Origin of the sequence: Bradyrhizobium sp. Ash2021 (assembly GCF_031202265.1) — a bacterium.
Classification (GTDB): Bacteria; Pseudomonadota; Alphaproteobacteria; order Rhizobiales; family Xanthobacteraceae; genus Bradyrhizobium.
This window is the reverse complement of sequence record NZ_CP100604.1, coordinates 4,431,769-4,452,809: the sequence shown is the minus strand read 5'-3', so window position 1 is coordinate 4,452,809 and position 21,041 is coordinate 4,431,769. Positions and strand designations below refer to the sequence as shown.

The window sequence follows — 21,041 nt, the reverse complement described above, 5'->3', positions numbered from 1 at the left end:
ACTTTCTCGAACCGTTTTAACGGGCTGTTATCCCTAATGAATTCCGAGCAACGCAACGCTGCGCGCGCTCAGAATTGCGCCGGCGAATGCACATGCTCCGGCCGCACGCCGAGGCCGACCAGCCGTGCCGTGATGCCCTGCAGCCAGGGCACCGCCGTAATCAGCCGCACGGCCAGCGGCACTTTCAGCGGTTGATAGCCGGGCTTCAGCGCCGCACTGACGATGTTGTTCTGCGCGATGACCTGCATCCGCTGCGTCATCTTCACCGGAAATTCCCGCCGCCTTCGCACCGCGTCGAGTTCGTCCTCGGTCGGGCATCCGCTTGTCAGTTTGGCCGCCAGAAGATTGGCGGTCGCCACCGCGTCCTGTACCGCGAGGTTGACGCCGACGCCGCCGACCGGCGACATCGCATGCGCGGCGTCGCCGATGCAAAGCAGTCCCGGCAGCGTCCAGCGCTTCAGGCGATTGATCGCGACCGTCAAAAGCTTCACATCGTCCCAGCCCTTCACATCGGCAAGGCCGGGTTTCAGGATCGGCGCCATGCGCGCGACGTCGTCGAGCAGCGCCGGCAGCCCCCTCGCCTTCACCGCGTCGAACTGCCCCTTGGCGATGACGTAGGCGCACTGCCAGTAGTCGCCGCGGTCGAACGTGACCATCATCTTGCCGGGCTCGACGCGGGCGAACAGATTCTCGCTCTCATTCGGCCGCCGGCCGGCGCGAAACCACAGCACGTCCATCGGCGCGCCGATCTCGTCGGTCGCAAGCCCGGCGCGCTCGCGCACGACCGAATGGCGGCCGTCGCAGGCGATGGTCAGATCGGCGACGATTTCGATCGGGCCCTCCGGCGTCTTCGCCCGCACGCCCGCGATCTGATCGCCGCGATGGATGAGATCGGTCGCCTCCACATTCATCATCACCTTGAGCGAGGCGAACCGCTTGCCGGCCTCGCGCAGGAAATTGAGGAAATCCCACTGCGGCATGAAGGCGATGAACGGGTATTTGGTGCCGACGCGGCTGAGATCGGCAATCCGCACCGGCGTCCCGCCGAACATCCCGTCGAGCTTCTGCAATTGCTGATGCGGAAGTTTCAGAAACCCGTCGATCAATCCGAGCTCGTCCATCACTTGCAGGGTCGAGGGATGCACGGTGTCGCCACGGAAATCGCGGAAGAAGTCGGCATGCTTCTCCAGCACCACGACATCGATGCCGGCGCGTCCGAACAGATATCCCAGCATCATGCCGGCGGGCCCGCCGCCGACGATGCAGCAGCGGACCTGCATCGTGCGCCCCGATGGTTGTTCGGAAAAACTGCCTGCGTCCATGATCCGGCTCTCGTCGCAGCAAACTTATGCTTCGAGACTAGCGCCTATCGGCCCGCGCAGAGAGATATCATCGCGCGACCATAACAAAAGGCCCCGGACGATGCCGGGGCCTGAAGTTCGTTGGATCAGGGAGGAATCAGTATTTCGCGACGACGGGACCGGCGAACTGATAGTTGAAGCCGACGCGCGCCAGGCTGCCGCGAACATTGTAGTCAAATCGCGACTGGAAGGGCGGAAACGCCGGAACGCCGAAGTTGCTGGTGTCCGAGATGTGGCCGAGATCGTAGTACAGATATTCACCCTTGATCGACCAGTTGCTGGCGAGCTTGAATTCGGCGCCCGCGCCCACGGTCCAACCGGCCTGAATACGCGTACCCGCAGCAAAGTAGTCGACCGGCGTTGCGTAGTGGAACTGTCCACTGGTCTTGACGTCGGCCCAGGCCAGACCGCCGGTGCCGTAGAGCAGCAAGGCCGGTGTCGCGAGGAAGCCGGCACGCAGACGCGCGGTTCCGAAATAGTCGATCTTCTCGGAGGCGGTTACGAAGTTGGTTGCGAAGGCGGCGCCGCCATCGCGCTGCGCGACGATCGGGCCGGTGAGCGTGCCGCGCCCCCTGATATCCGAACCCTGGATATCGGCCTCAACGCCCCAGACCCAGTTCTGCACCTGCCAGTTGTAACCGGCCTGCGCGCCGCCGAATCCGCCGGTCAGATCGTGGTTGAGGCCGTAATTCGCGCTCGCAACGATCGCTAGAGCACCGGTGTCAGGAAGACCGGTCTCGCTGGCGTTAGTGCGGCCAAAGCCGCCGCCCCCATTCAGGCCGATATAAAAGCCGGTCCATGAATAGACCGGCGCGATCGGTACCGGCGGTCTGGCCTTCACCGCCATGTCGGCGGCCATTGCACCATTGAGCCCAACTACTCCAAACGAAATAAACGACGCGAGTGCCCACCCCAAATTCCTGCGCATTCAATCCCCCCAAATCAAAAAGCCGGGGCAATTATAATCGACGACGGCGGTCTTTCGACGAAGAACTCAGGCTTGGTAGCAGACGCAACGTCTTTTCGCGCGGGCGTTGCAGATAAGTAACACTTATGCGGTACTAGAACTCCCTTAACGCCGAAAACTCTTGATCTCCGACACGCTGCCGTCGCGGTAGGTCAGCTCCACCGAGACCGATTGGGTCTGCGGCGCGAGCTTCAGGTAAGGCTGCGCGTCGTGCGGAATGACGAGCGGGTCCCTGGAATCGCAAAGCGGCATCTTCAAAACCCTGTCCGGGACCGCGCTGTCGATGCCGACGCGGACTTCGCGGATCGCGCAGCGATACGACATCAGGTGCGTGTAATAGACCAGGAGCCCGTTGAATTCGCGAAACGACAGCCAGCTCGTCGCCGTCATATCGAGGATTTTCCGCTGGTCGCGGATCAGCGCAGCCTCAGGGTCAAACCGGATCGGAAACGGTCCCTGCATGTCGCCCGAGGTGTCGACATAACGGACCTGGATGGTGCCGGCGGGTGCGTCGGCGGCAAGTTCGATCGACGGATTGGGCATCCGCTTGCGGGTGCGCGGATCGAGCGTGTCGATGAAGCCGGTATCGCGGAAATCGCCGGCCTCCCCCATCCGCCAGGAAATCCCGAGCGTCGGATCGGCGATCGAGAACGTCACCGTCCAGCCGCCATTGTGGCGCGAGAACGCGGCGATCGGGGCGTTGACGGAATCTTCCTTCGGCACGCGCGGCACCGACACCGGCGGCAGCGCCGCCACCTTCTGCGGCAGTTCGGCAGGTTTTGCGGAGGCGTCCGGCTGCGCCTTGCCCGCCGTGCCGTTCAGGAACACGTCGTCGACCATCTGATCGAAGTAAACCGGGATCTGCTTGTGCTTGACGGTGTCCGCCATCTCGCTCACGAGCCGGCGCGTGTGCTGCGCGACCTGCACGAGGTTTTCTCCGGGCTGCAGCAACTCCTTCGCAAAGGTTCGCGTGAATACCGAATTCGGGTTGGCGTCGTCATTCGACAGGCGATCGAGTGCGGTCTGCCGCGGTCCCGCCGAAAACACCGAGAAGACGCCCTCCGGCAATTGCGTCATCGGCGCCAGCCCGCCACCGCCGGCGACCGCGCGGGTGCCGGCGCGCTCGAACGGATTGTTGCGGCAGGCGTCGAACACCAGGATCGCGGTTCGCACTTTCTTGTTCTGCAACCGCTCGATGATGCGGTCGGCGAGCACGGAGGCGTCGCGCACCAGCTCTTCCTGGCCCTCGGTCGCGGCCGGAACGTCGGTCGGCAGCAGAAAATTCTGGCCGGCGATTTCAAAGCCGTGGCCGGCATAGAAGAAGAACGCGGTGTCGCCTGCGTCGACCGCCCTGTCGAACGCCAGCAACGTTTCGGAAAACGCCTGCCGGTTCTGGTTCTCCGCCACCATGACGTTGAAGCCGAGCTGCTTTAGCGTATCGCCCATGGTGCGGGCGTCGTTGACCGCCTTCTGCAATTTGGGGACGTTTTTATAATCGTTGTTGCCGATCACGAGTGCTACGCGCTTTTCGGCGTGGGCGGGCGCGGAGAACGCCACGAGGCACGCCGCGAGGCTCCCCGCCAATGCGACCTTGAACGATAGCCAGTTCATCCGAATTGCCTGCCCTGCCCGCCATAGAAAGGCGCCACCAGTAGTCTGCCGATGCGTCGCAGCGGTTCAAGCTGACAATCGGGACCTTCTAAGTGTGGCAAGGCCCGTCCTTACATCGACTCGTTTGACCGGGAAATGACAGTCTGGCCGTTATTTGTGCGAAAACGTTAAGCTTTTTCGGCCATTTGGCGCGTTCCAAGATTGACTTTGGCCGTTTCGCGCCTATGTTTCGGGTCAACGCGGCCCTGGATCGAAACGCGATTCCCTTGGGTTAGCCGCTCGTCTGCGTAAGTCAGAGCCCCCAGCTTTTCAAAGCGCGCCGTTTCGGGGTTGAACGCGACAGCTTTTTACCCTCGATTCCGAACGGCGGTGTCGAGCAGAGGCTCAATGTCTTTTTCCCATCTCGGTCTTTCCGACAAGGTGCTCGCCGCAGTTGCGGCCACCGGTTACACCACCCCGACCCCCATTCAGGAACAGGCGATCCCCCACGTTCTGGCCCGCCGCGACGTTCTCGGCATCGCCCAGACCGGCACCGGCAAGACCGCTGCCTTCGTCCTTCCGATGCTCACGCTGCTGGAAAAGGGCCGCGCCCGGGCCCGAATGCCCCGCACCCTCATCCTGGAGCCGACCCGCGAACTCGCTGCCCAGGTCAAGGAACAGTTCGACAAATACGGCGCCGGACAAAAGCTCAACGTCGCGCTGTTGATCGGCGGCGTCTCGTTCGGCGATCAGGATAGCAAATTGACGCGCGGCGTCGACGTGCTGATCGCCACCCCGGGCCGGCTGCTCGACCATACCGAGCGCGGCGGATTGCTGCTCACCGGCGTCGAACTTTTGGTCATCGACGAAGCCGACCGCATGCTGGACATGGGCTTCATTCCCGACATCGAGCGAGTCTGCAAGCTGGTCCCCTTCACCCGGCAGACCCTTTTCTTCACCGCGACGATGCCGCCCGAAATTGCGCGCATCACCGAAACCTTCCTGCACAATCCGCAAAAGATCGAAGTTTCCAGGCCCGCGACGACCGCGGTCGGGGTGTCGCAGTTCCAGGTCAGCGTCGGCCGCGAGCCGCACGAGAAGCGTGACGTATTGCGCCGCCTCTTGCGCGACGCCAAGGATCTCAACAACGCGATTATCTTCTGCAATCGCAAGCGGGAAGTCGCCGTTGTTTACAAATCGCTGCAGAAGCACGGCTTCAGCGTCGGCGCCCTGCATGGCGACATGGATCAGTCCGCCCGCACCGCGGCACTCGACCAGTTCCGCAAGGGTGAAATTCCGCTGCTGGTCGCCTCCGACGTCGCGGCCCGCGGCCTGGATATCCCGGCCGTCAGTCACATCTTCAATTTCGACGTTCCCCATCATGCCGACGATTACGTCCACCGCATCGGCCGTACCGGCCGCGCCGGACGCACCGGCACCGCGATCTCGATGGTGACCTCGCTCGATCATAAATCGATCGTGGCGATCGAGAAGCTGATCGGCCAGGCCATTCCGAAGGCCGAAGGCGACTTTAGCGTTCGCACCGAATCGTCTGACGAGGAGCCCCGCCAATCGCGCGGGCGCGAAAGATCAAGGGAAGGATCAAGGGAAGGGTCACGCGAAGGATCCAGAGACCAAGCGCGAGAGGGTTCGCGGGAAGGTTCGCGCGGCGGCCGCAACAAGCCGCGCCGCGAACGTGAACCGCGACGCGCTAGCGGCAGCGGCCGTGATCCCAAGCCGCAGCCGGACGCGCCGGTCGAGGCGTTCACGCCCCCCACCCCCGCTCCGGCCTCGCGCGTGCCTTCGATCGGCCGCGCCGAACCGCGGCGAACCCAGCGCGAACCGGATGCGGAGCCCGCGGATCATTCGCATCTTCCCGCATTCCTGCTGAGACCCGTTCGCGCCCGCGTGTGAGCAACTGCGAAAGCCGGGGAACCCGTTTACCCGGCATTCATTCTCGTCAATTAACCTGCCGCCGATAATTTTAGTAATTGCTGCTGCCAGCAAGGCGGCGCTGCACGTATTGGGGACGGATCAGTGGTGAAGCTGCTGGACGAACACGAGCGCACGCTGGCCTTCGCCGAAGTCGCGTTGGGCCAGATCAAATCGCTCCGGCAGACCGCTGTCCCCCGCAACTATGAAATCTGGTACGTCTACGCCACCGGCTACAATGCCCCCCTCAACAAGATCATCAACGAGACGCTGGCGCGCAACGGCAGGCTGAGCGAAGCCGACCTCGAACAGATCTACGAGACCTACCTCTCCCACATCAAAACCTCCGACCGCATCGACAAGGTCGGCGCGCGCGTGATCGGTGAAATCGACGACGTGATGAACCTCATCACCGAGGCGCTCGGGATGTCGGCGAGCTACGACGCCAGCCTGAGCGGCGCCAGCCAGAAACTCTCCGATGCCAAGCAGCCTGACCAGATCAAGGCGGTGATCGAACAACTGGTGAAGTCGACCCGCGACATGCGCGACACCAACAAGGCGCTGGAAAACCGGCTGTCGCTGTCGAAGACCGAAATCAGCAACCTCCAGCACAGTCTCGAGGCCATCCGCGCCGAGAGCCTGACCGATCCGCTCACCGGGCTCGGCAACCGCAAATATTTCGACCGCTCGATCGAGATGGCGGTGCAGACCGCGCTTGCCACCGGCGAGCCGTTGTCGCTTCTGATGTTCGATATCGACCACTTCAAATCGTTCAACGATTCCTACGGCCACCTCACCGGCGATCAGGTGCTGCGGCTGGTCGGCATGTCGCTGAAGCAAACCATCAAGGGCCAGGATATCACCGCGCGCTATGGCGGCGAGGAATTCGCGGTCGTGCTGCCCAACACCGCGCTGCGCCAGGCGCTGACGGTCGCCGATCACATTCGCCGCGCGGTGATGGCGAAGGAATTGAAGAAGAAGTCCACCGGCGAAATCCTGGGCCGGGTCACGATCTCGGTCGGCGTCTCCATGCTGAAGCCGGGAGATGACACGGATTCACTGATCGAACGCGCCGACGCGTGCCTCTACGCCGCCAAGCGCAACGGCCGCAACCGCGTGATCTGCGAAGCCGACCCCGAATACGCCGCCGAGACCCGCAGCCAGGTGGCTTGAGCATTAGAACTAATCCGTCATCATCTTCCGTCGTCATCCCTGCGTAACGGCTTCGCCGTTATCGCTGGAGGTGCGAGCTCCTGCGAGCCTCGAAGGATGACTTGCGACGGTGCCCGCGGCCCATCCTTCGAGGCCGTCGCAAGCGCGACGGCACCTCAGGATGACGACCCCTTTCTCTTCGCAGGATTCTTCTTTTTCGCCACGGGCTTTTTAACCAAAGCCTTCTTGGCTGGCGGCTTCGCCGCCTTGCGCGCCTTCGGGCGCTTGCGCAACGCCGCGCGCTGCGCGGCTGCCAGCGCCGCCCTCGCCCAATCCGCCAGTTCTTCGGAATCATCGAACAGGCGCGCCGGCAATTGCCAGTACGAGTTCACCGTGACGGTCTTGGCCCGCGTCTGATATTGAAACGGCCTTGAACCCTCGGCCTCGAATTGCGGAATGCTCTGTTCGTCGGCACGGAAGTAAAGTCCGGCGCGCAGCGCCAGCGCGAAATTGGTGCCGTCGGCGGAGATGCCGAAGCCGGAGAACATCTTCCTGATGGTCACCGGGCCGAAATCCGCAAACAGGTCGATCAGGAAATCGCGGTCCATGGTGGCGCCAGTTCTACGACGTCATCCCTGCGTAACGGCTTCGCCGTTATCGCTGGAGGTGCGAGCGCTGGCGAGCCTCGAAGGATGACTTGCGACGGTGCTTGCGGCCCATCCTTCGAGGCCGTCGCAAGCGCGACGGCACCTCAGGATGACGCCAGCGTACGCGGCAAAGAGGCTTAAAGCTTCGCCGGCGTCAGTTGCACCGACTCGCCGCAACCGCAGGCGCCGGTCTGGTTCGGGTTGTTGAAGATGAACTGCGACTGCATCTTGTCGGCCTTGTAGTCCATCTCGGTGCCGAGCAGGAACAGCACCGCCTTGGGATCGACCAGGATCTTGACGCCCTTGTCCTCGACGACCTCGTCGGTGGGGCGTACCTCGTGGGCGTATTCCACGGTGTAGGACTGCCCGGCGCAGCCGCCATTCTTGATCCCGACGCGGAGGCCGACGATTTCGGAATCGGCGCGCCTGGTCAGTTCCGTGATCCGCTGGGCGGCGGCTTCGGTCAGTTTCATGACCTGCGGGCGCGGCCGCGGCTTCGGCTTGGCGGCGGGTGTAGGTGAAGCGGGTGTCATGTCAGTCATGTGATCATTCCCAGCGGCAAATCAATGCCGGTCTTCGCGAACAGATTAAGGTCTCTCTTTGCTTGAGCATGATCTTTCGGAAAACCGGTCTCCACTTTTCCGGATCATGCTCCATCCTCTAACGCTTCACATCTCACCACATATTGAGGACGAGGCGGGCCTCGTCGGACATCCGGTCCGGCGTCCAAGCCGGGTCCCACACCAGATTGACATTGACGACGCCGACGCCGGGAACACTGGCGATCGCGTTCTCCACCATGGTCGGCAATTCGCCGGCCGCCGGACAGTTCGGCGTGGTCAGCGTCATCATGACGTCGACGCCGCGGTCGTCCTTGAGGTCGACCTTGTAGATCAGGCCGAGCTCATAGATATCGGCCGGAATTTCCGGATCGAACACCGTCTTCAACGCGGCCACGATCTCGCCGCCGAGCCGCTCGGTCTCCTCCGGCGGCAGCGCCGAGATGGTCTCCATATTGGCGGTTTTGATTTCGGCTATGTCGGTCATGAAAACAATTCCCGCGCCTTGATCAGCGCCTGTGCCAGATGGTCGACTTCTTCTCTTGTATTATACATCCCAAACGACGCGCGGCAGGTGGCTGTGACATTGAACCGCTCTAAAAGCGGCATCACGCAATGGGTGCCGGCGCGCACCGCAATGCCCTGCCGGTCGATCACGGTCGCGACATCGTGGGGATGGGCGCCCTTCATCTCGAACGAGATCACCGGTCCCTTGCCCTTTGCGGTGCCGATCAGGCGCAGCGAATTGATTTCGCGCAGGCGCTCTTGCGCGTAGGTCAGGAGATCGTTCTCGTGGGCGGCGATGCGCTCCTTGCCGATCGAATTGACGTAGTCGATCGCAGCCCCCAGCCCGATCGATTCCACGATCGCGGGCGTGCCGGCCTCGAATTTGTGCGGCGGGTCGCCATAGGTGACCCAGTCCCTTGTGACCTCGCGGATCATCTCGCCACCGCCATTGTACGGGCGCATCGCGACGAGCAGATCGTGCTTGGCATAGAGCACGCCGATTCCGGTCGGGCCGTACAGCTTGTGGCCAGTGAAGACGTAGAAATCCGCGTCGATATCCTGCACGTCGATCGCAAGATGCACGGCGGCCTGGCTGCCGTCGACCAGTACCGGAATGCCGCGGGCATGCGCGAGCTTCACCACGTCCTTGACCGGCACGATGGTGCCGAGCGCGTTCGACATCTGCGTGATCGCGACCAGTTTGGTGCGCGGGCCGAGCAGCTTCTCGAACTCGTCGATCAGGAAATTGCCTTCGTCATCGACCGGCGCCCATTTGATGACGGCGCCGTGACGCTCCCGGAGGAAATGCCAGGGCACGATGTTGGAATGGTGCTCCATGATCGAGAGGACGATCTCGTCGCCCTCGCCGATATTCGGCTCGCCCCAGGACGACGCCACGAGGTTGATGGCCTCGGTGGCGTTGCGGGTGAAGACGATCTCTTCGCTGCGGCCAGCGTTGAGGAATTTTGCCACCTTGGCGCGGCCGCCTTCATAAGCTTCGGTGGCGGCATTGGCGAGGTAATGCAGCCCGCGATGTACGTTGGCGTATTCGCGTTTGTAAGCCTCGGTCATGCGATCGAGCACGGCATTCGGCTTCTGCGCGGAGGCGGCGTTGTCGAGATAGACCAGCGGCTTGCCATAGACCTTCAGGGCCAGCGCCGGGAAATCCTCCCGCACGCGGGCGACGTCATAAGAGCCGTTCAGGACCGCCGGATGCATGGTCACCCCCTCGCCTCCAACCAGCGCTGCGCCGCCGCGATCGCGAGTTCTCGCAAGGTGTCGTTGGCGATGGACTCGATGGCCTCGCCGACAAAAGCCTGGATCAGCAGCGCCTGGGCTTCCTTCTCGGACAGGCCGCGTGCGCGCAGGTAGAACAGCAGGCTCTCGTCCAGCGCGCCGGTGGTGGCGCCATGACCGCAGGTGACGTCGTCGGCAAAGATTTCCAGCTCCGGCTTGTTGTCGGCCTCGGCCTCGTCGGACAACAGCAGCGCCCGGGTCATCATCTTGGCGTCGGTCTTCTGCGCCTTGGGGCGCACGACGATGCGGCCCTGGAACACCGAATGGCCGCGGTCGTCGACAACCGCACGGAAAACTTCCCGGCTGTCGCAATGCGGCACCGCGTGATCCAGGAACAGCGTGGTGTCGGCGTGCTGGCGGCCGTTGAGCAAATTGACGCCGTTGGTCTCGACCCGCGAGCCCTCGCCCGCGAACGCGATGGTCGCCTGATAGCGGCTGAGATTCGCGCCCGAGGTCATGCCAAACGTATTGAAATGCGCATGCGCGCCGAGCGTGACGACGGCGGAAGAAATGTTGAAGGCGTCGCGGCCATCCTCGACCAGGCGAACATGGTCGAGCCGCGCATGGTTACCGATCGAGACGATCAGGGAATCGTGCGCCTGATAGGCTTTGGCCCCATCGGCAGCGATATAGCTCTCCACCAGCGTGGCGCCGGTGTCCTTGCCGAGGCGCAGCATCGAACGCGTAAACATCGCCGCCGGCGTGCCGCCGCTGGCGATGTGGACGATATGCAGCGGCTCCGTCAGCACAGCACCATCGGCGACGTCGATCACCATTCCGTCCGTCATCATCGCGCTGTTGAGCGCGACCATCGGATTGGAATTGTCGGGCGCAAACAGCTGCGTGTGCAGCGCGGCATCGCCGGCTTCCAGCGCCTCGCGCAGAGTGCGAATGCCAAGTCCCTTTTCGGGATTGCCGAGTTCGGACAGCTTTGGCGCAAACACGCCGTCCACCAACACCAGCCGCCGCGCGCCCGCGATCGCATGCAGCTTCAATGCGGAACCGGCGCGGGTGAGCGCCGGGCCGTCGGGTGCCGGCGCGAGCGGCAGCACCTCGCGCATCAGCGCGCGCAGATCGGTATATTTCCAGTCTTCGATCCGCCGGTGCGGCAGGCCCTCGCGGTCGTAGGCGTCAAAAGCCTGCCGTCTGTGATCGGCGACATTGCCGGTACCGGCAAGCCGGTCGCGCGCGATCTCGAAAGCATCGCTCATCGCACGTCCGGTTTCGGTCTTTGCCACAACAACGTTCATGATCAAATCCGTCTGGCGTCAGGCTGCATCTTCGAACTGGGCGTAGCCGGAAGCCTCGAGCTCCAGCGCCAGTTCCTTGCCGCCGCTTTTGACGACGCGGCCCTTCGACATCACGTGCACGAAATCGGGCACGATGTAGTTCAGCAGCCGCTGGTAGTGCGTGATCACGACCATGGCGCGCTCCGGCGAGCGCAGCGCGTTGACGCCGTCGGCGGCGACCCGCAGCGCGTCGATGTCGAGGCCGGAATCCATCTCATCGAGGATGCAGACGGCAGGCTCGAACAGCGCCATCTGCAGGATCTCGTTGCGCTTCTTCTCACCGCCGGAAAAGCCGACATTGACGCCGCGGCGGAGCATTTCCTGCGGAATGTTCAGCCGTGCCGCGACCTCACGCACTTTCTTCAGAAAGTCCGGCGTGGAGAATTCGCTCTCGCCGCGCGCCTTGCGCTGCGCGTTCAGCGCGGTGCGCAGGAAATTCATGGTGGCGACGCCGGGAATTTCGACCGGATACTGGAACGCCAGGAACACGCCCTTGGCGGCGCGCTGGTCCGGCGACATTTCCAGCAGGTCCTCGCCCCTGAACAGGATCTCGCCGCCGGTGACTTCGTAACCCGGTTTGCCGGCGATGACGTGGCTCAGCGTCGATTTGCCGGAGCCGTTTGGCCCCATGATCGCGTGCACCTCGCCCAGGTTCACCGTGAGCGACAGCCCGTGGAGAATTTCCCGCTCCTCGACACGGACCTGCAGATTTTTGACTTCGAGTAGTGACATTGAATTGTCCTTAAGAGACCGACTTAGAGATTTCCGTCATTGCGAGGAGCTCTTGCGACGAAGCAATCCAGCTTTGTATCGCCCAATGGATTGCTTCGCTGCGCTCGCAATGACGGCATCAAAACCGCCATCACCCCACACTGCCTTCCAGCGAAATCGAGATCAGCTTCTGCGCTTCCACCGCGAATTCCATCGGCAGTTGCTGCAGCACGTCCTTCACAAAGCCGTTGACCACGAGGCCGACAGCTTCTTCCTGGCTGAGCCCGCGCTGCACGCAGTAGAACAGCACGTCTTCCGAGATCTTCGACGTGGTCGCCTCGTGCTCGAACAGCGCCGATGAATTCTTGGCTTCCACGTACGGCACGGTGTGCGCGCCGCATTTGTCGCCGATCAGCAACGAATCGCAGGCGGTGAAATTGCGCGCGCCGGTTGCCTTGCGGTGGGCAGTGACGAGGCCGCGATAGGTGTTTTGCGAGACACCGGCGGCGATGCCCTTGGAGATGATCCGGCTCGTCGTGTTCTTGCCGAGATGGATCATCTTGGTGCCGCTATCGACCTGCTGGTGGCCGTTCGAAATCGCGATCGAGTAGAACTCGCCGCGGGAATTATCACCGCGGAGAATGCAGCTCGGATATTTCCAGGTGATCGCCGATCCCGTCTCGACCTGGGTCCAGGAGATCTTCGAATTGTTGCCGCGGCAGTCGCCGCGCTTGGTGACGAAATTGTAGATGCCGCCGACACCTTCGGAGTTGCCGGGGTACCAGTTCTGCACCGTCGAATATTTGATCTCGGCGTCGTCGAGCGTGACCAGCTCGACCACGGCGGCGTGCAGCTGGTTCTCGTCGCGCTGCGGCGCTGTGCAGCCTTCGAGATAGCTGACATAGGCGCCCTTGTCGGCGATGATCAGCGTGCGCTCGAACTGGCCGGTGTTGCGCTCATTGATGCGGAAATAGGTCGACAGCTCCATCGGGCAGCGCACACCCGGCGGCACGTAGACGAACGAGCCGTCCGAAAACACCGCCGAATTCAGCGTCGCGAAATAATTGTCCGAGGTCGGCACGACCGTGCCGAGATACTTCTTCACCAGCTCCGGATGCTCGCGGATTGCCTCCGAGATCGGCATGAAGATCACGCCGGCCTGCTTCAGCTCCTTCTGGAAGGTCGTCGCCACCGAAACCGAATCAAACACCGCGTCGACCGCAATCCTGCGTTCGCCTTCGGGGCGCACGACGCCTTCCAGCACCTCGACCTCGCGCAGGGGAATGCCGAGCTTTTCGTAGGTTTTCAGGATTTCCGGATCGATCTCGTCGAGCGAGGCGACCTGCTTCTTCGGCTTCGGTGCCGAGTAGTAATAGAGATCCTGGTAATCGATCTTGGGGTAGTTGACCCGCGCCCAGGTCGGCTCGGTCATGGTCAGCCAGCGCCGATAGGCCTCCAGACGCCATTCCAGCATCCAGGCCGGCTCGCTCTTCTTTGCGGAAATGAAGCGGACGGTGTCTTCTGACAGCCCCTTGGGGGCCTTGTCGGACTCGATAAGTGTCTCGAATCCATATCGATATTGATCGACGTCGATCCGCCTGACGCGGTCGACCGTCTCTTGTACGGCAGCCATTCCATCCTCCGCTCGCGGTTTCAAGGACCGCGGTGGATCAATTCCGTAAATCTACTACGATGCTTTTGGGACGAGATCACCTGCTTAGAACCGTTCAAGCTGTGTTTCGTCGTCCCCCTCTAAGTAGGGTATTGGCGAGCTTTCGCCAAGTCTTAAGCGTCAGATCAATGTCTGTCTCTGATGTGGACCAGCCCAGACTGAGCCGCACGGCTCCCTGCGCCAGCTCGTGGCTCAGGCCCATGGCCGCCAGAACGTGCGACGGCTGAACTTTCCCCGACGAGCAGGCCGAGCCTGAGGATACCGCGATACCGTCGAGATCGAACCCGATCACGGCGGTTTCCGCCTTCAGGCCGGGAACGGTGAACAAAGTGGTATTCGGCAACCGCCGAACGTCGCCGGAGAACACGATCATCTCGGGGGTTTGGAGCAGACCATTTTCGAGGCGATCCCGCAGGCCCCGCAATCGAACAGCGTCCTCTTCGAGCGCCGCCATCGCGGCCCTCGCGGCGGCCCCGAACGCCGAAATGCCCGCGACGTTCTCGGTACCGGCACGGCGACCCAGTTCCTGCCCGCCGCCGCGCAACAGCGGCTCCAGCCCCTGCACGCCATCGGCCAGAACGACCGCGCCGACGCCCTTTGGGCCACCGATCTTGTGCGCCGACAGCGTCACCAGATCGGCCTTCATCGAATTGATATCGAACGAGATTTTCCCGAGCGCCTGGATCGCATCGACATGCAGCAGGCCGCCCGCCGCATGGACGATCTCGGCCGCTTTCGCGACCGGCTGCACCGCGCCGGTCTCGTTGTTGGCCAGCATCACCGACACCAGCGCCGCAGGCCCGCCTTCCAGCTTGGTACGAAGATCGTCCAGATCCAGCAGGCCGGAACGCGCAACCGCGATGGTCCCGATTGCGTCGGCCGCAAACCGGCCGCCCGCGAGCACCGAGGCGTGCTCGATGGCCGAGACCAGCAATCTCTGAACCGGAAGACCGGCGCCTCGTCGCAAGCCCGGCGTCAGCGCCAGCGCGTTGGCCTCGGTCCCGCCTGAGGAAAACACCACGCCCTCGGGCCGGGCCGCGACGCTTGCGGCGACCGCAGCCCTTGCTTCCTCGACCAGCCGCCGCGCCCTGCGGCCCTCGGCATGCACCGAGGACGGGTTGCCGCTGATATCCCAAGCGGCCGCTATCGCTGCCCTGGCCTCAGGGCGGAGCGGCGTGGTCGCATTCCAGTCGAGATAGACACGTTCGGGCATAGAGTATGATATTACCTAAATTCTTGAGATTCGGACGCCGGAACGGGGCACCGCCCCCGCCGCGAGCTTTATCGCAATTGGGGGATCGAGACCTCGCTTGCAATCGCAAGCTAACGCTTTGAACACGCTTTGAGATGTTCAAGAAGCTTGCTTTTTGCCCCTCGCCTCATGCTAGAACGCGGCCTCCAGTTCACCGAGCGCCGCTCGCGCATCGCCCGACGACGCCTGATCACCCTTTCCATGAGCCACTTTGTCTGCGGAGCCGCCGATGAAGTCAGCACAAATCGGTTGATTGCCGAAGGGATCAATCAAGGGATCACTGATGCCTGAAGTCATTTTCACCGGCCCCGCAGGCCGCCTCGAAGGCCGTTATCATCCGGCCAAGCAGAAGAATGCGCCGATTGCGATGGTGCTGCATCCGCACCCGCAGTTTCGCGGCAGCATGAATCATCCGATCGTCTATCAGGTCTATTACGCCTTCGCCGCGCGCGGATTTTCGGTGCTGCGTTTCAACTTCCGCGGCGTCGGCCGCAGCCAGGGATCGTTCGACCACGGCACCGGCGAATTGTCCGATGCCGCTTCCGCGCTCGATTGGGCGCAGACCATCAACCCGGAAGCGCGCGCCTGCTGGGTCGCGGGCTTTTCGTTCGGCGCCTGGATCGGCATGCAACTGCTGATGCGCCGTCCCGAGGTCGAAGGTTTTATCTCGATTGCGCCCGAACCGAACCGCTACGACTTTTCGTTTCTGGCGCCCTGCCCCTCGTCGGGTCTGATCGTCCATGGCGAAAAGGACATTGTGGCGCCGGCGAAAGACGTCACCACCCTGGTAGAGAAGCTGAAGACCCAAAAGGGCATCGTGATCGACCAGCAAACCATTCCCGGCGCCAACCATTTCTTCGAAGACAAGATGGAGCCGCTGATGGAGACGGTGACCGGCTATCTCGACATGCGGCTAGCCAACGTCCGCTAGCCGCCGGGCTCGCCATGACCGCCTTTGTCGCCCTGTTGCGCGCCGTGAATGTCGGCGGCACCGGCAAACTGCCGATGAGCGATCTGAAGGAGATGTGCGAGGCGCTGGGGTTTGGCGGCGTCCGCACCTACATCGCCAGCGGCAATGTCGTGTTCACCAGCCGCAAATCCGAAGCGGCGGTAAAGTCCGCGCTGCAACAGCAGCTCGAGGCCTACGCCGGCAAGCCGGTCGGGGTGTTGGTGCGATCCGCCACCGAGTTGCAGGCCGTGCTCAGGGATAACCCGTTTCCAAAGGCGCGGGCGAACCGGACCGTCGCCGTGTTCCTCGACGATGCGCCGCCGGCCGACACGCTCGCCGCGATCCGCGGACGCAAGGACGAGCAAATCGGATTGGGCACGCGCGAGATTTACATCCACTACGGCGACGGCATGGCGAAATCGAAACTGGTCGTCCCCGCGGCCAAGACCGGAACGGCGCGCAACATCAATACGGTCGCAGCCCTCGCCAAAATGGCCGCCGATTTGTAACCGTTACGCCGCCAGTTTCAGCATGTGCGCGTCATAACGAACCAGGAACGCGTGCAGCAATTGCGGATATTCGGCGCCGACCGCCGACCGGACACTCGGCCGCTTGGCGAGTTCGGTTCGCCACGCGCGCACCTTCGGCGTGTCAGCGAAGATTGAAAGATCGATCAGCGTGTCGAACACGTCGAAATAACGAAAGATCGGCGCGAACACGGCGTCCACCAGGCTGAAAGCTTCACCGGCGAAGAACGGGCCTGCCCCCAAGGCTGCTTCGACACGCGCAAATTTCGCGGCGACCGCGGCCCGTTTGCTTTCGAAGATGGCGGGATCCCCGGTAGTTTCGAGGCCCCATAACTCGCTCAGAATAGTCGAGCCGAACTCCATCCACGCCCGGTGATGCGCGCGCCGCAACGGATCCTGCGGATGCAGCTTTGCGCCACCCTGGGTGTCCTCGATGTATTCGCAGATCACGTTGCTTTCGAACAGGACCGCCTCGCCGTCGTTAGTTCCGACACGCAGCACCGGCACTTTCCCGAGCGGCGAGATCTTCAAAAACCAGTCCGGCTTGTTGGCGAGGTCGATGTCGACACGCTCGAACGGAACGCCCTTCTCGGTGAGCGCAATGACGGCGCGTTGCACATAGGGGCAAAGCTTGTGGCTGATCAAAGTGAGCTTCGGCGTCATGACGATCTCCGGCACGCAAGCCCACAGGCATGCTTCATGCGCTCGCATGCAAATTAGATGCGTTTGCATGGAATCGTCAAGGTCGATGCAATTGCATCAACAATTCTTGATCCCGGTCAGGGTCTGGCGATGATCCCGCCGGTCATCGGAATCGGCACCCCCGTGGTGGCGGGGTAGCTCAGCGGCAGCCCCTTCAGGCCCCGCGCGGCCAAAAATCCAAACGCCTGCGCCTCGATGGCGTCGGCCGACCAGCCCAGTGCATCAGCAGCCTCGACGGTTGCGGGCTGAAGCCGCTCGCGCAGCATCCGCAACATGGTCAGGTTGCGGGCGCCACCGCCGGCCACGATCCAGCTTTTCGGCGGCTTCGGCAGCAAGGGCACGATCCGGGCGATCGCCGCAGCCGTGAGGGCCGTCAACGTCGCGGCGCCATCGTCGGCACGCATCTCGGGCAGTTTGAGCGCGGCGAAATCGTTGCGGTCGAGCGATTTGGGCGGCGGCAACGCGAAGAACGGCATTTCCAGCGCGCGAGCAATCCAGGCCTCGTCGGGCCTGCCCTGGGCGGCCAGACGGCCCTCCGTGTCAAAACCCTGGTTCATCACGCGGTACATGAAATCATCGAGCAGCGCGTTACCGGGCCCGGTGTCGCACGCGATCAGCGTATCCGGCCCGTCGATATAGGTGATGTTGGCAACGCCGCCGATATTGACCACCACGATCGGCCCTTCGCGCTGCAGCGATTGCGCCAGCGCGCGGTGATAGACCGGCACGAACGGCGCGCCCTGCCCGCCGGCGGCGACGTCGGCGGCGCGGAAATCATGCATCACGGGGATATGGATCGATTTGGCGAGTGCTGCGGCGTCGCCGATCTGAACGGTCAGTTTCCGCTCCGGGCGGTGCAGCACGGTCTGGCCGTGAAAGCCGACAATATCGATGTCCGAGCAGGAGATGCGGTTTTGCGCGGTAAAGGCGGCCACCGCCTCGGCATGCGCCAGCGTGACGGCCCGTTCAGCCTCGCGCAGGATGCCCGGCCGCGCATCGCGCTGCGGCAGGTCCTTGGCCTCGAACAGCGCATGGCGCAGCAGGCTGCGCTCGGTTTCGGTATAGGGCCGGTATCCGGACGGGCCGAATGCCCGCACCTGCCTGCCGTCGGTTTCAATCAAAGCGACATCGACCCCATCGAGCGAGGTGCCGCTCATCAGACCGATTGCCGTCAACATCATCCCAATGGTGCCTTCGTGACGCCTGCCCCCGACGCCCAGCTTGTGTCAAACAAGCACATCTTATAATGCCACAGCGCGTCCGGCTGCGGCAGCCTGTTTCGCAGGAGTTCCGCCACCTGTTGCAATTACCGTAAAATAAGAATGATCAGAGTCACCGACACATGACTGCATTTAAATCAGACTTTCTGAAGACCCTGCAGGAACGCGGTTTCATCCATCAATGCTCCGATTTCGAGGGGCTGGACGCGTTGGCCGCGAAAGGCCAGGCCACCGCCTATGTCGGCTACGACTGCACGGCGCCCTCGCTGCACATCGGCAACTATCTGACCATGATGATGCTGCACTGGCTGCAGGAGAGCGGCAACAAGCCGATCACCCTGATGGGCGGCGGCACCACCATGGTCGGCGATCCCTCCGGCAAGGACGAATCGCGCGCGCTGCGCAGCGTCGCCGAGATCGAGGCCAACAAGGCCTCGATCCGCGGCGTGTTCGCCAAGGTGCTGCGCTACGGTTCCGGCCCCAGCGATGCGGTCATGCTCGACAATGCCGAATGGCTGACCAAGCTGAACTGGATCGAAATGCTGCGCGACATCGGCCGGCATTTCTCGGTCAACCGCATGCTGACGATGGACTCGGTGCGCCTGCGGCTCGAACGCGAGCAGGAGATGAGTTTCATCGAGTTCAACTACATGGTCTGCCAGGCCTACGACTTCGTCGAATTGTCGCGGCGCGTCGATTGCCGCCTGCAGATGGGCGGTTCCGACCAGTGGGGCAACATCGTCAACGGCGTCGACCTCGGCCGCCGCATGGGCACGCCGCAATTGTTCGCGCTGACGACGCCGCTGTTGACGACGGCCTCCGGCGACAAGATGGGCAAGACCGCCAAGGGCGCGGTCTGGCTCAACGCCGATCAGTTCAGCCCGTACGATTTCTGGCAATACTGGCGCAACGTCGAAGACGCCGACGTCGTGAAATTCCTGAAACTGTTCACGATCCTGCCGATCAGCGAGATCGCAAAGCTTGCGGCGCTGCAAGGCGGCGAGATCAACGAAGCCAAGAAGGTGCTGGCAACCGAAGCGACCGCGCTGCTGCATGGCCGCGATGCCGCCAACGCCGCCTCCGAAACCGCGCGGCAGACCTTTGAGGAAGGCGCGATCGCCGAGAACCTGCCGACGGTCGAGATTTCAACGGGCGAACTCGAGGCCGGCATCGGCGTGCTTGCCGTCTTCGTCAAGGCGGGCCTGGTCGCATCGAACGGCGAGGCGCGCCGCCAGATCAAGGGCGGCGGCGTTCGCGTCAACGACGCCGCGGTCACCGACGAGAAGATGGCGCTGACGCCCGCGAATCTTACCCCGGAAGGCGTGATCAAACTGTCGCTGGGCAAGAAGCGTCACGTCCTGCTCAAGCCTGCATAGGCGTATTCGCGTTAGGCACTTGCTCGGGGCCACGGAAACGCGCTCCCTGCCCTACATGGATAAAAGTACGCCTCCGGGGGATACGCTCACAAAACTGCCGAAGCCGGCGCGCGTGGCGCTCAACGTGCTGGCGCTGTGCTTCACCCTGTCCGTGCTCGGCCGCGGCCTCGGCGAGAGTTTTACGGTTTTTCTAAAACCGATCTCGGAGAATTTCGGCTGGGACCGCGCCCAGGTGGTCTCGGTCTACTCGCTGACCTGGCTCGCGGGCGGACTGATGGCGCCTCTGGTCGGCCGGCTGTTCGACCGCTCGGGTCCGCGCACCGTCTATTCGCTCGGGCTGGCGCTGCTCGGCGGCGCGTTCCTGGTCGCGGCGCACGCGCAGGCGCTCTGGCAGTTCCAGCTCAGCGTCGGTCTGTGCGTCGGGGTCGGCATTGCCCTGATCGGCACCGTGCCGAACTCGATCCTGCTCGGCCGCTGGTTCGGCCCGCGGCTGCCGACCGCGATGGCGGTCGTTTATTCCGCGACCGGCGCAGGGATCCTGATCCTGCTGCCGGCCTCGCAACTGCTGATCGAACGGATCGGCTGGCGCGACGCCTATCAACTGTTCGGAACCGTGGCTCTGTTGCTGCTGTTGCCGTTGCTGATGCTGCCGTGGCGGCTGTTCGCCACCGGCTCACCGCACATCCCCGGCAAGAGCGATGCCGGCTTCGTCGACTCAGGCTGGACGCTCAAGAGCGCAATGCGCCACCACGTCTTCTGGGCGTTGTTCTTCACATTCTTTTTCACCGCGGTCGCGATGTATGCGATCACGGCACAAATCGTCGCCTATCTGATCGACGCCGGATTCCCGCCGTTGCAGGCCGCGACCGCCTGGGGCTTTTCCGGCGTCGTGCTGGTGTTCGGCATGCTCGGCGTCTCGACGCTCGACGGCATCATCGGCCGCAGGCCATCGGTGCTGTTCAGCTACGGGGTCTCGATCGCCGGAATCATCATGCTCTGGCTGTTACAATATTATCCGAACTTCTGGCTACTGACGGGCTTCGTGGTCTGCTTCGGCAGCATGATCGGTTCGCGCGGCCCGCTGATCACGGCAACCGCACTTAACATCTTTCGCGGCCAGCGGGTCGGGACGATCTTCGGAACGATTTCGATCGGCAGCGGGCTGGGATCAGGGCTTGGCTCCTGGAGCGGCGGCCTGATCCACGACTGGACCAACAGCTATAATCCGCTGTTTGCATTCGCGCTTATCAACGTGGTGCTCGGATTGATCCCGTTCCTGGTGGTGCCGGCGCTGCGGCGCTGACGACAGTGTCCTGACCGTCGCGGAGCGC

The 21,041-nt window shown here is 63.0% G+C and carries 20 protein-coding genes; 6 read left to right on the top strand and 14 right to left on the bottom strand.

Going from position 1 to position 21,041, the window contains the following annotated elements:
* Window positions 1-68: 68 nt before the first annotated feature.
* The 3 genes from NL528_RS21110 to NL528_RS21100 all read right to left on the bottom strand — a co-directional run bounded on the left by NL528_RS21110 (window position 69) and on the right by NL528_RS21100 (window position 3,939).
* Window positions 69-1,322: an FAD-dependent oxidoreductase gene (locus tag NL528_RS21110; protein ID WP_309184584.1), complete on the bottom strand. Its 1,254-nt coding sequence runs from the start codon at window positions 1,320-1,322 to the stop codon at window positions 69-71.
* Between the two features lie 136 nt (window positions 1,323-1,458).
* A complete protein-coding gene (locus NL528_RS21105) occupies window positions 1,459-2,289 on the bottom strand; it encodes an outer membrane beta-barrel protein (protein WP_309184583.1) in 831 nt (276 codons plus the stop codon).
* Window positions 2,290-2,433: 144 nt separating this feature from the next.
* Window positions 2,434-3,939 (bottom strand): caspase family protein, encoded by a 1,506-nt coding sequence (locus NL528_RS21100; RefSeq protein ID WP_309184582.1) that lies wholly within the window; start codon window positions 3,937-3,939, stop codon window positions 2,434-2,436.
* A gap of 387 nt (window positions 3,940-4,326) precedes the next feature.
* Here NL528_RS21100 and NL528_RS21095 point away from each other — a divergent pair, with 387 nt between their 5' ends.
* On the top strand, window positions 4,327-5,832 hold the full coding sequence (locus NL528_RS21095) for a DEAD/DEAH box helicase (protein WP_309184581.1): 1,506 nt from the start codon (window positions 4,327-4,329) through the stop codon (window positions 5,830-5,832).
* 123 nt (window positions 5,833-5,955) lie between these two features.
* The gene (locus NL528_RS21090; RefSeq protein ID WP_309184580.1) at window positions 5,956-7,023 is read left to right on the top strand and encodes a GGDEF domain-containing protein; all 1,068 of its coding nucleotides are present in this window, start codon (window positions 5,956-5,958) and stop codon (window positions 7,021-7,023) included.
* 155 nt (window positions 7,024-7,178) lie between these two features.
* On the opposite strand, the gene NL528_RS21085 is transcribed toward NL528_RS21090, so the two are convergent.
* From NL528_RS21085 to NL528_RS21045, 9 genes are all read right to left on the bottom strand, one after another.
* Window positions 7,179-7,610 (bottom strand): TfoX/Sxy family protein, encoded by a 432-nt coding sequence (locus NL528_RS21085; protein WP_309184579.1) that lies wholly within the window; start codon window positions 7,608-7,610, stop codon window positions 7,179-7,181.
* 176 nt (window positions 7,611-7,786) lie between these two features.
* Window positions 7,787-8,191 (bottom strand): iron-sulfur cluster assembly accessory protein, encoded by a 405-nt coding sequence (locus NL528_RS21080; protein WP_309184578.1) that lies wholly within the window; start codon window positions 8,189-8,191, stop codon window positions 7,787-7,789.
* A 133-nt stretch (window positions 8,192-8,324) separates the two neighbouring features.
* Window positions 8,325-8,696, bottom strand: coding sequence for an SUF system Fe-S cluster assembly protein (locus NL528_RS21075; protein WP_309184577.1), 372 nt, complete (start codon window positions 8,694-8,696; stop codon window positions 8,325-8,327).
* A complete protein-coding gene (locus NL528_RS21070) occupies window positions 8,693-9,940 on the bottom strand; it encodes a cysteine desulfurase (protein ID WP_309184576.1) in 1,248 nt (415 codons plus the stop codon). The genes NL528_RS21075 and NL528_RS21070 overlap by 4 nt, the downstream gene beginning before the upstream one ends.
* A complete protein-coding gene (gene sufD / locus NL528_RS21065; protein WP_309184575.1) occupies window positions 9,937-11,262 on the bottom strand; it encodes a Fe-S cluster assembly protein SufD in 1,326 nt (441 codons plus the stop codon). Before sufD ends, NL528_RS21070 begins: the two co-directional genes overlap by 4 nt.
* A gap of 18 nt (window positions 11,263-11,280) precedes the next feature.
* Entirely contained in the window at window positions 11,281-12,033 is a 753-nt protein-coding gene (sufC, locus tag NL528_RS21060; protein ID WP_309184574.1) for a Fe-S cluster assembly ATPase SufC, read from the bottom strand.
* Window positions 12,034-12,163: 130 nt separating this feature from the next.
* Window positions 12,164-13,645, bottom strand: a complete 1,482-nt coding sequence (sufB, locus tag NL528_RS21055; RefSeq protein ID WP_309184573.1) for a Fe-S cluster assembly protein SufB — start codon at window positions 13,643-13,645, stop codon at window positions 12,164-12,166.
* A 94-nt stretch (window positions 13,646-13,739) separates the two neighbouring features.
* Complete coding sequence (locus tag NL528_RS21050; RefSeq protein WP_309184572.1) at window positions 13,740-14,897, bottom strand: cysteine desulfurase family protein; 1,158 nt, start codon at window positions 14,895-14,897, stop codon at window positions 13,740-13,742.
* A gap of 171 nt (window positions 14,898-15,068) precedes the next feature.
* Window positions 15,069-15,233 (bottom strand): hypothetical protein, encoded by a 165-nt coding sequence (locus NL528_RS21045; protein WP_171985913.1) that lies wholly within the window; start codon window positions 15,231-15,233, stop codon window positions 15,069-15,071.
* On the opposite strand from NL528_RS21045, the gene NL528_RS21040 reads away from it, so the two are divergent.
* Both NL528_RS21040 and NL528_RS21035 read left to right on the top strand, forming a co-directional pair.
* Entirely contained in the window at window positions 15,220-15,867 is a 648-nt protein-coding gene (locus NL528_RS21040) for an alpha/beta hydrolase (RefSeq protein WP_074277112.1), read from the top strand. The two genes, NL528_RS21045 and NL528_RS21040, sit on opposite strands and share 14 nt — an antisense overlap.
* 14 nt (window positions 15,868-15,881) lie before the next feature.
* On the top strand, window positions 15,882-16,394 hold the full coding sequence (locus NL528_RS21035; RefSeq protein ID WP_309184571.1) for a DUF1697 domain-containing protein: 513 nt from the start codon (window positions 15,882-15,884) through the stop codon (window positions 16,392-16,394).
* A gap of 3 nt (window positions 16,395-16,397) precedes the next feature.
* Here the strand turns inward: NL528_RS21035 and NL528_RS21030 are convergent, their stop codons facing one another.
* On the bottom strand, window positions 16,398-17,075 hold the full coding sequence (locus tag NL528_RS21030) for a glutathione S-transferase family protein (RefSeq protein ID WP_309184570.1): 678 nt from the start codon (window positions 17,073-17,075) through the stop codon (window positions 16,398-16,400).
* A gap of 116 nt (window positions 17,076-17,191) precedes the next feature.
* Window positions 17,192-18,295 carry an anhydro-N-acetylmuramic acid kinase gene (locus NL528_RS21025; protein WP_309184569.1) on the bottom strand — a complete coding sequence of 368 codons (1,104 nt, stop codon included), beginning with the start codon at window positions 18,293-18,295 and terminating at the stop codon, window positions 17,192-17,194.
* A gap of 161 nt (window positions 18,296-18,456) precedes the next feature.
* On the opposite strand from NL528_RS21025, the gene tyrS reads away from it, so the two are divergent.
* Together tyrS and NL528_RS21015 are read left to right on the top strand one after the other, a co-directional pair.
* Entirely contained in the window at window positions 18,457-19,710 is a 1,254-nt protein-coding gene (gene tyrS / locus NL528_RS21020; RefSeq protein ID WP_309184568.1) for a tyrosine--tRNA ligase, read from the top strand.
* A gap of 55 nt (window positions 19,711-19,765) precedes the next feature.
* Window positions 19,766-21,013 carry an MFS transporter gene (locus tag NL528_RS21015; RefSeq protein ID WP_309184567.1) on the top strand — a complete coding sequence of 416 codons (1,248 nt, stop codon included), beginning with the start codon at window positions 19,766-19,768 and terminating at the stop codon, window positions 21,011-21,013.
* Window positions 21,014-21,041: the final 28 nt, after the last annotated feature.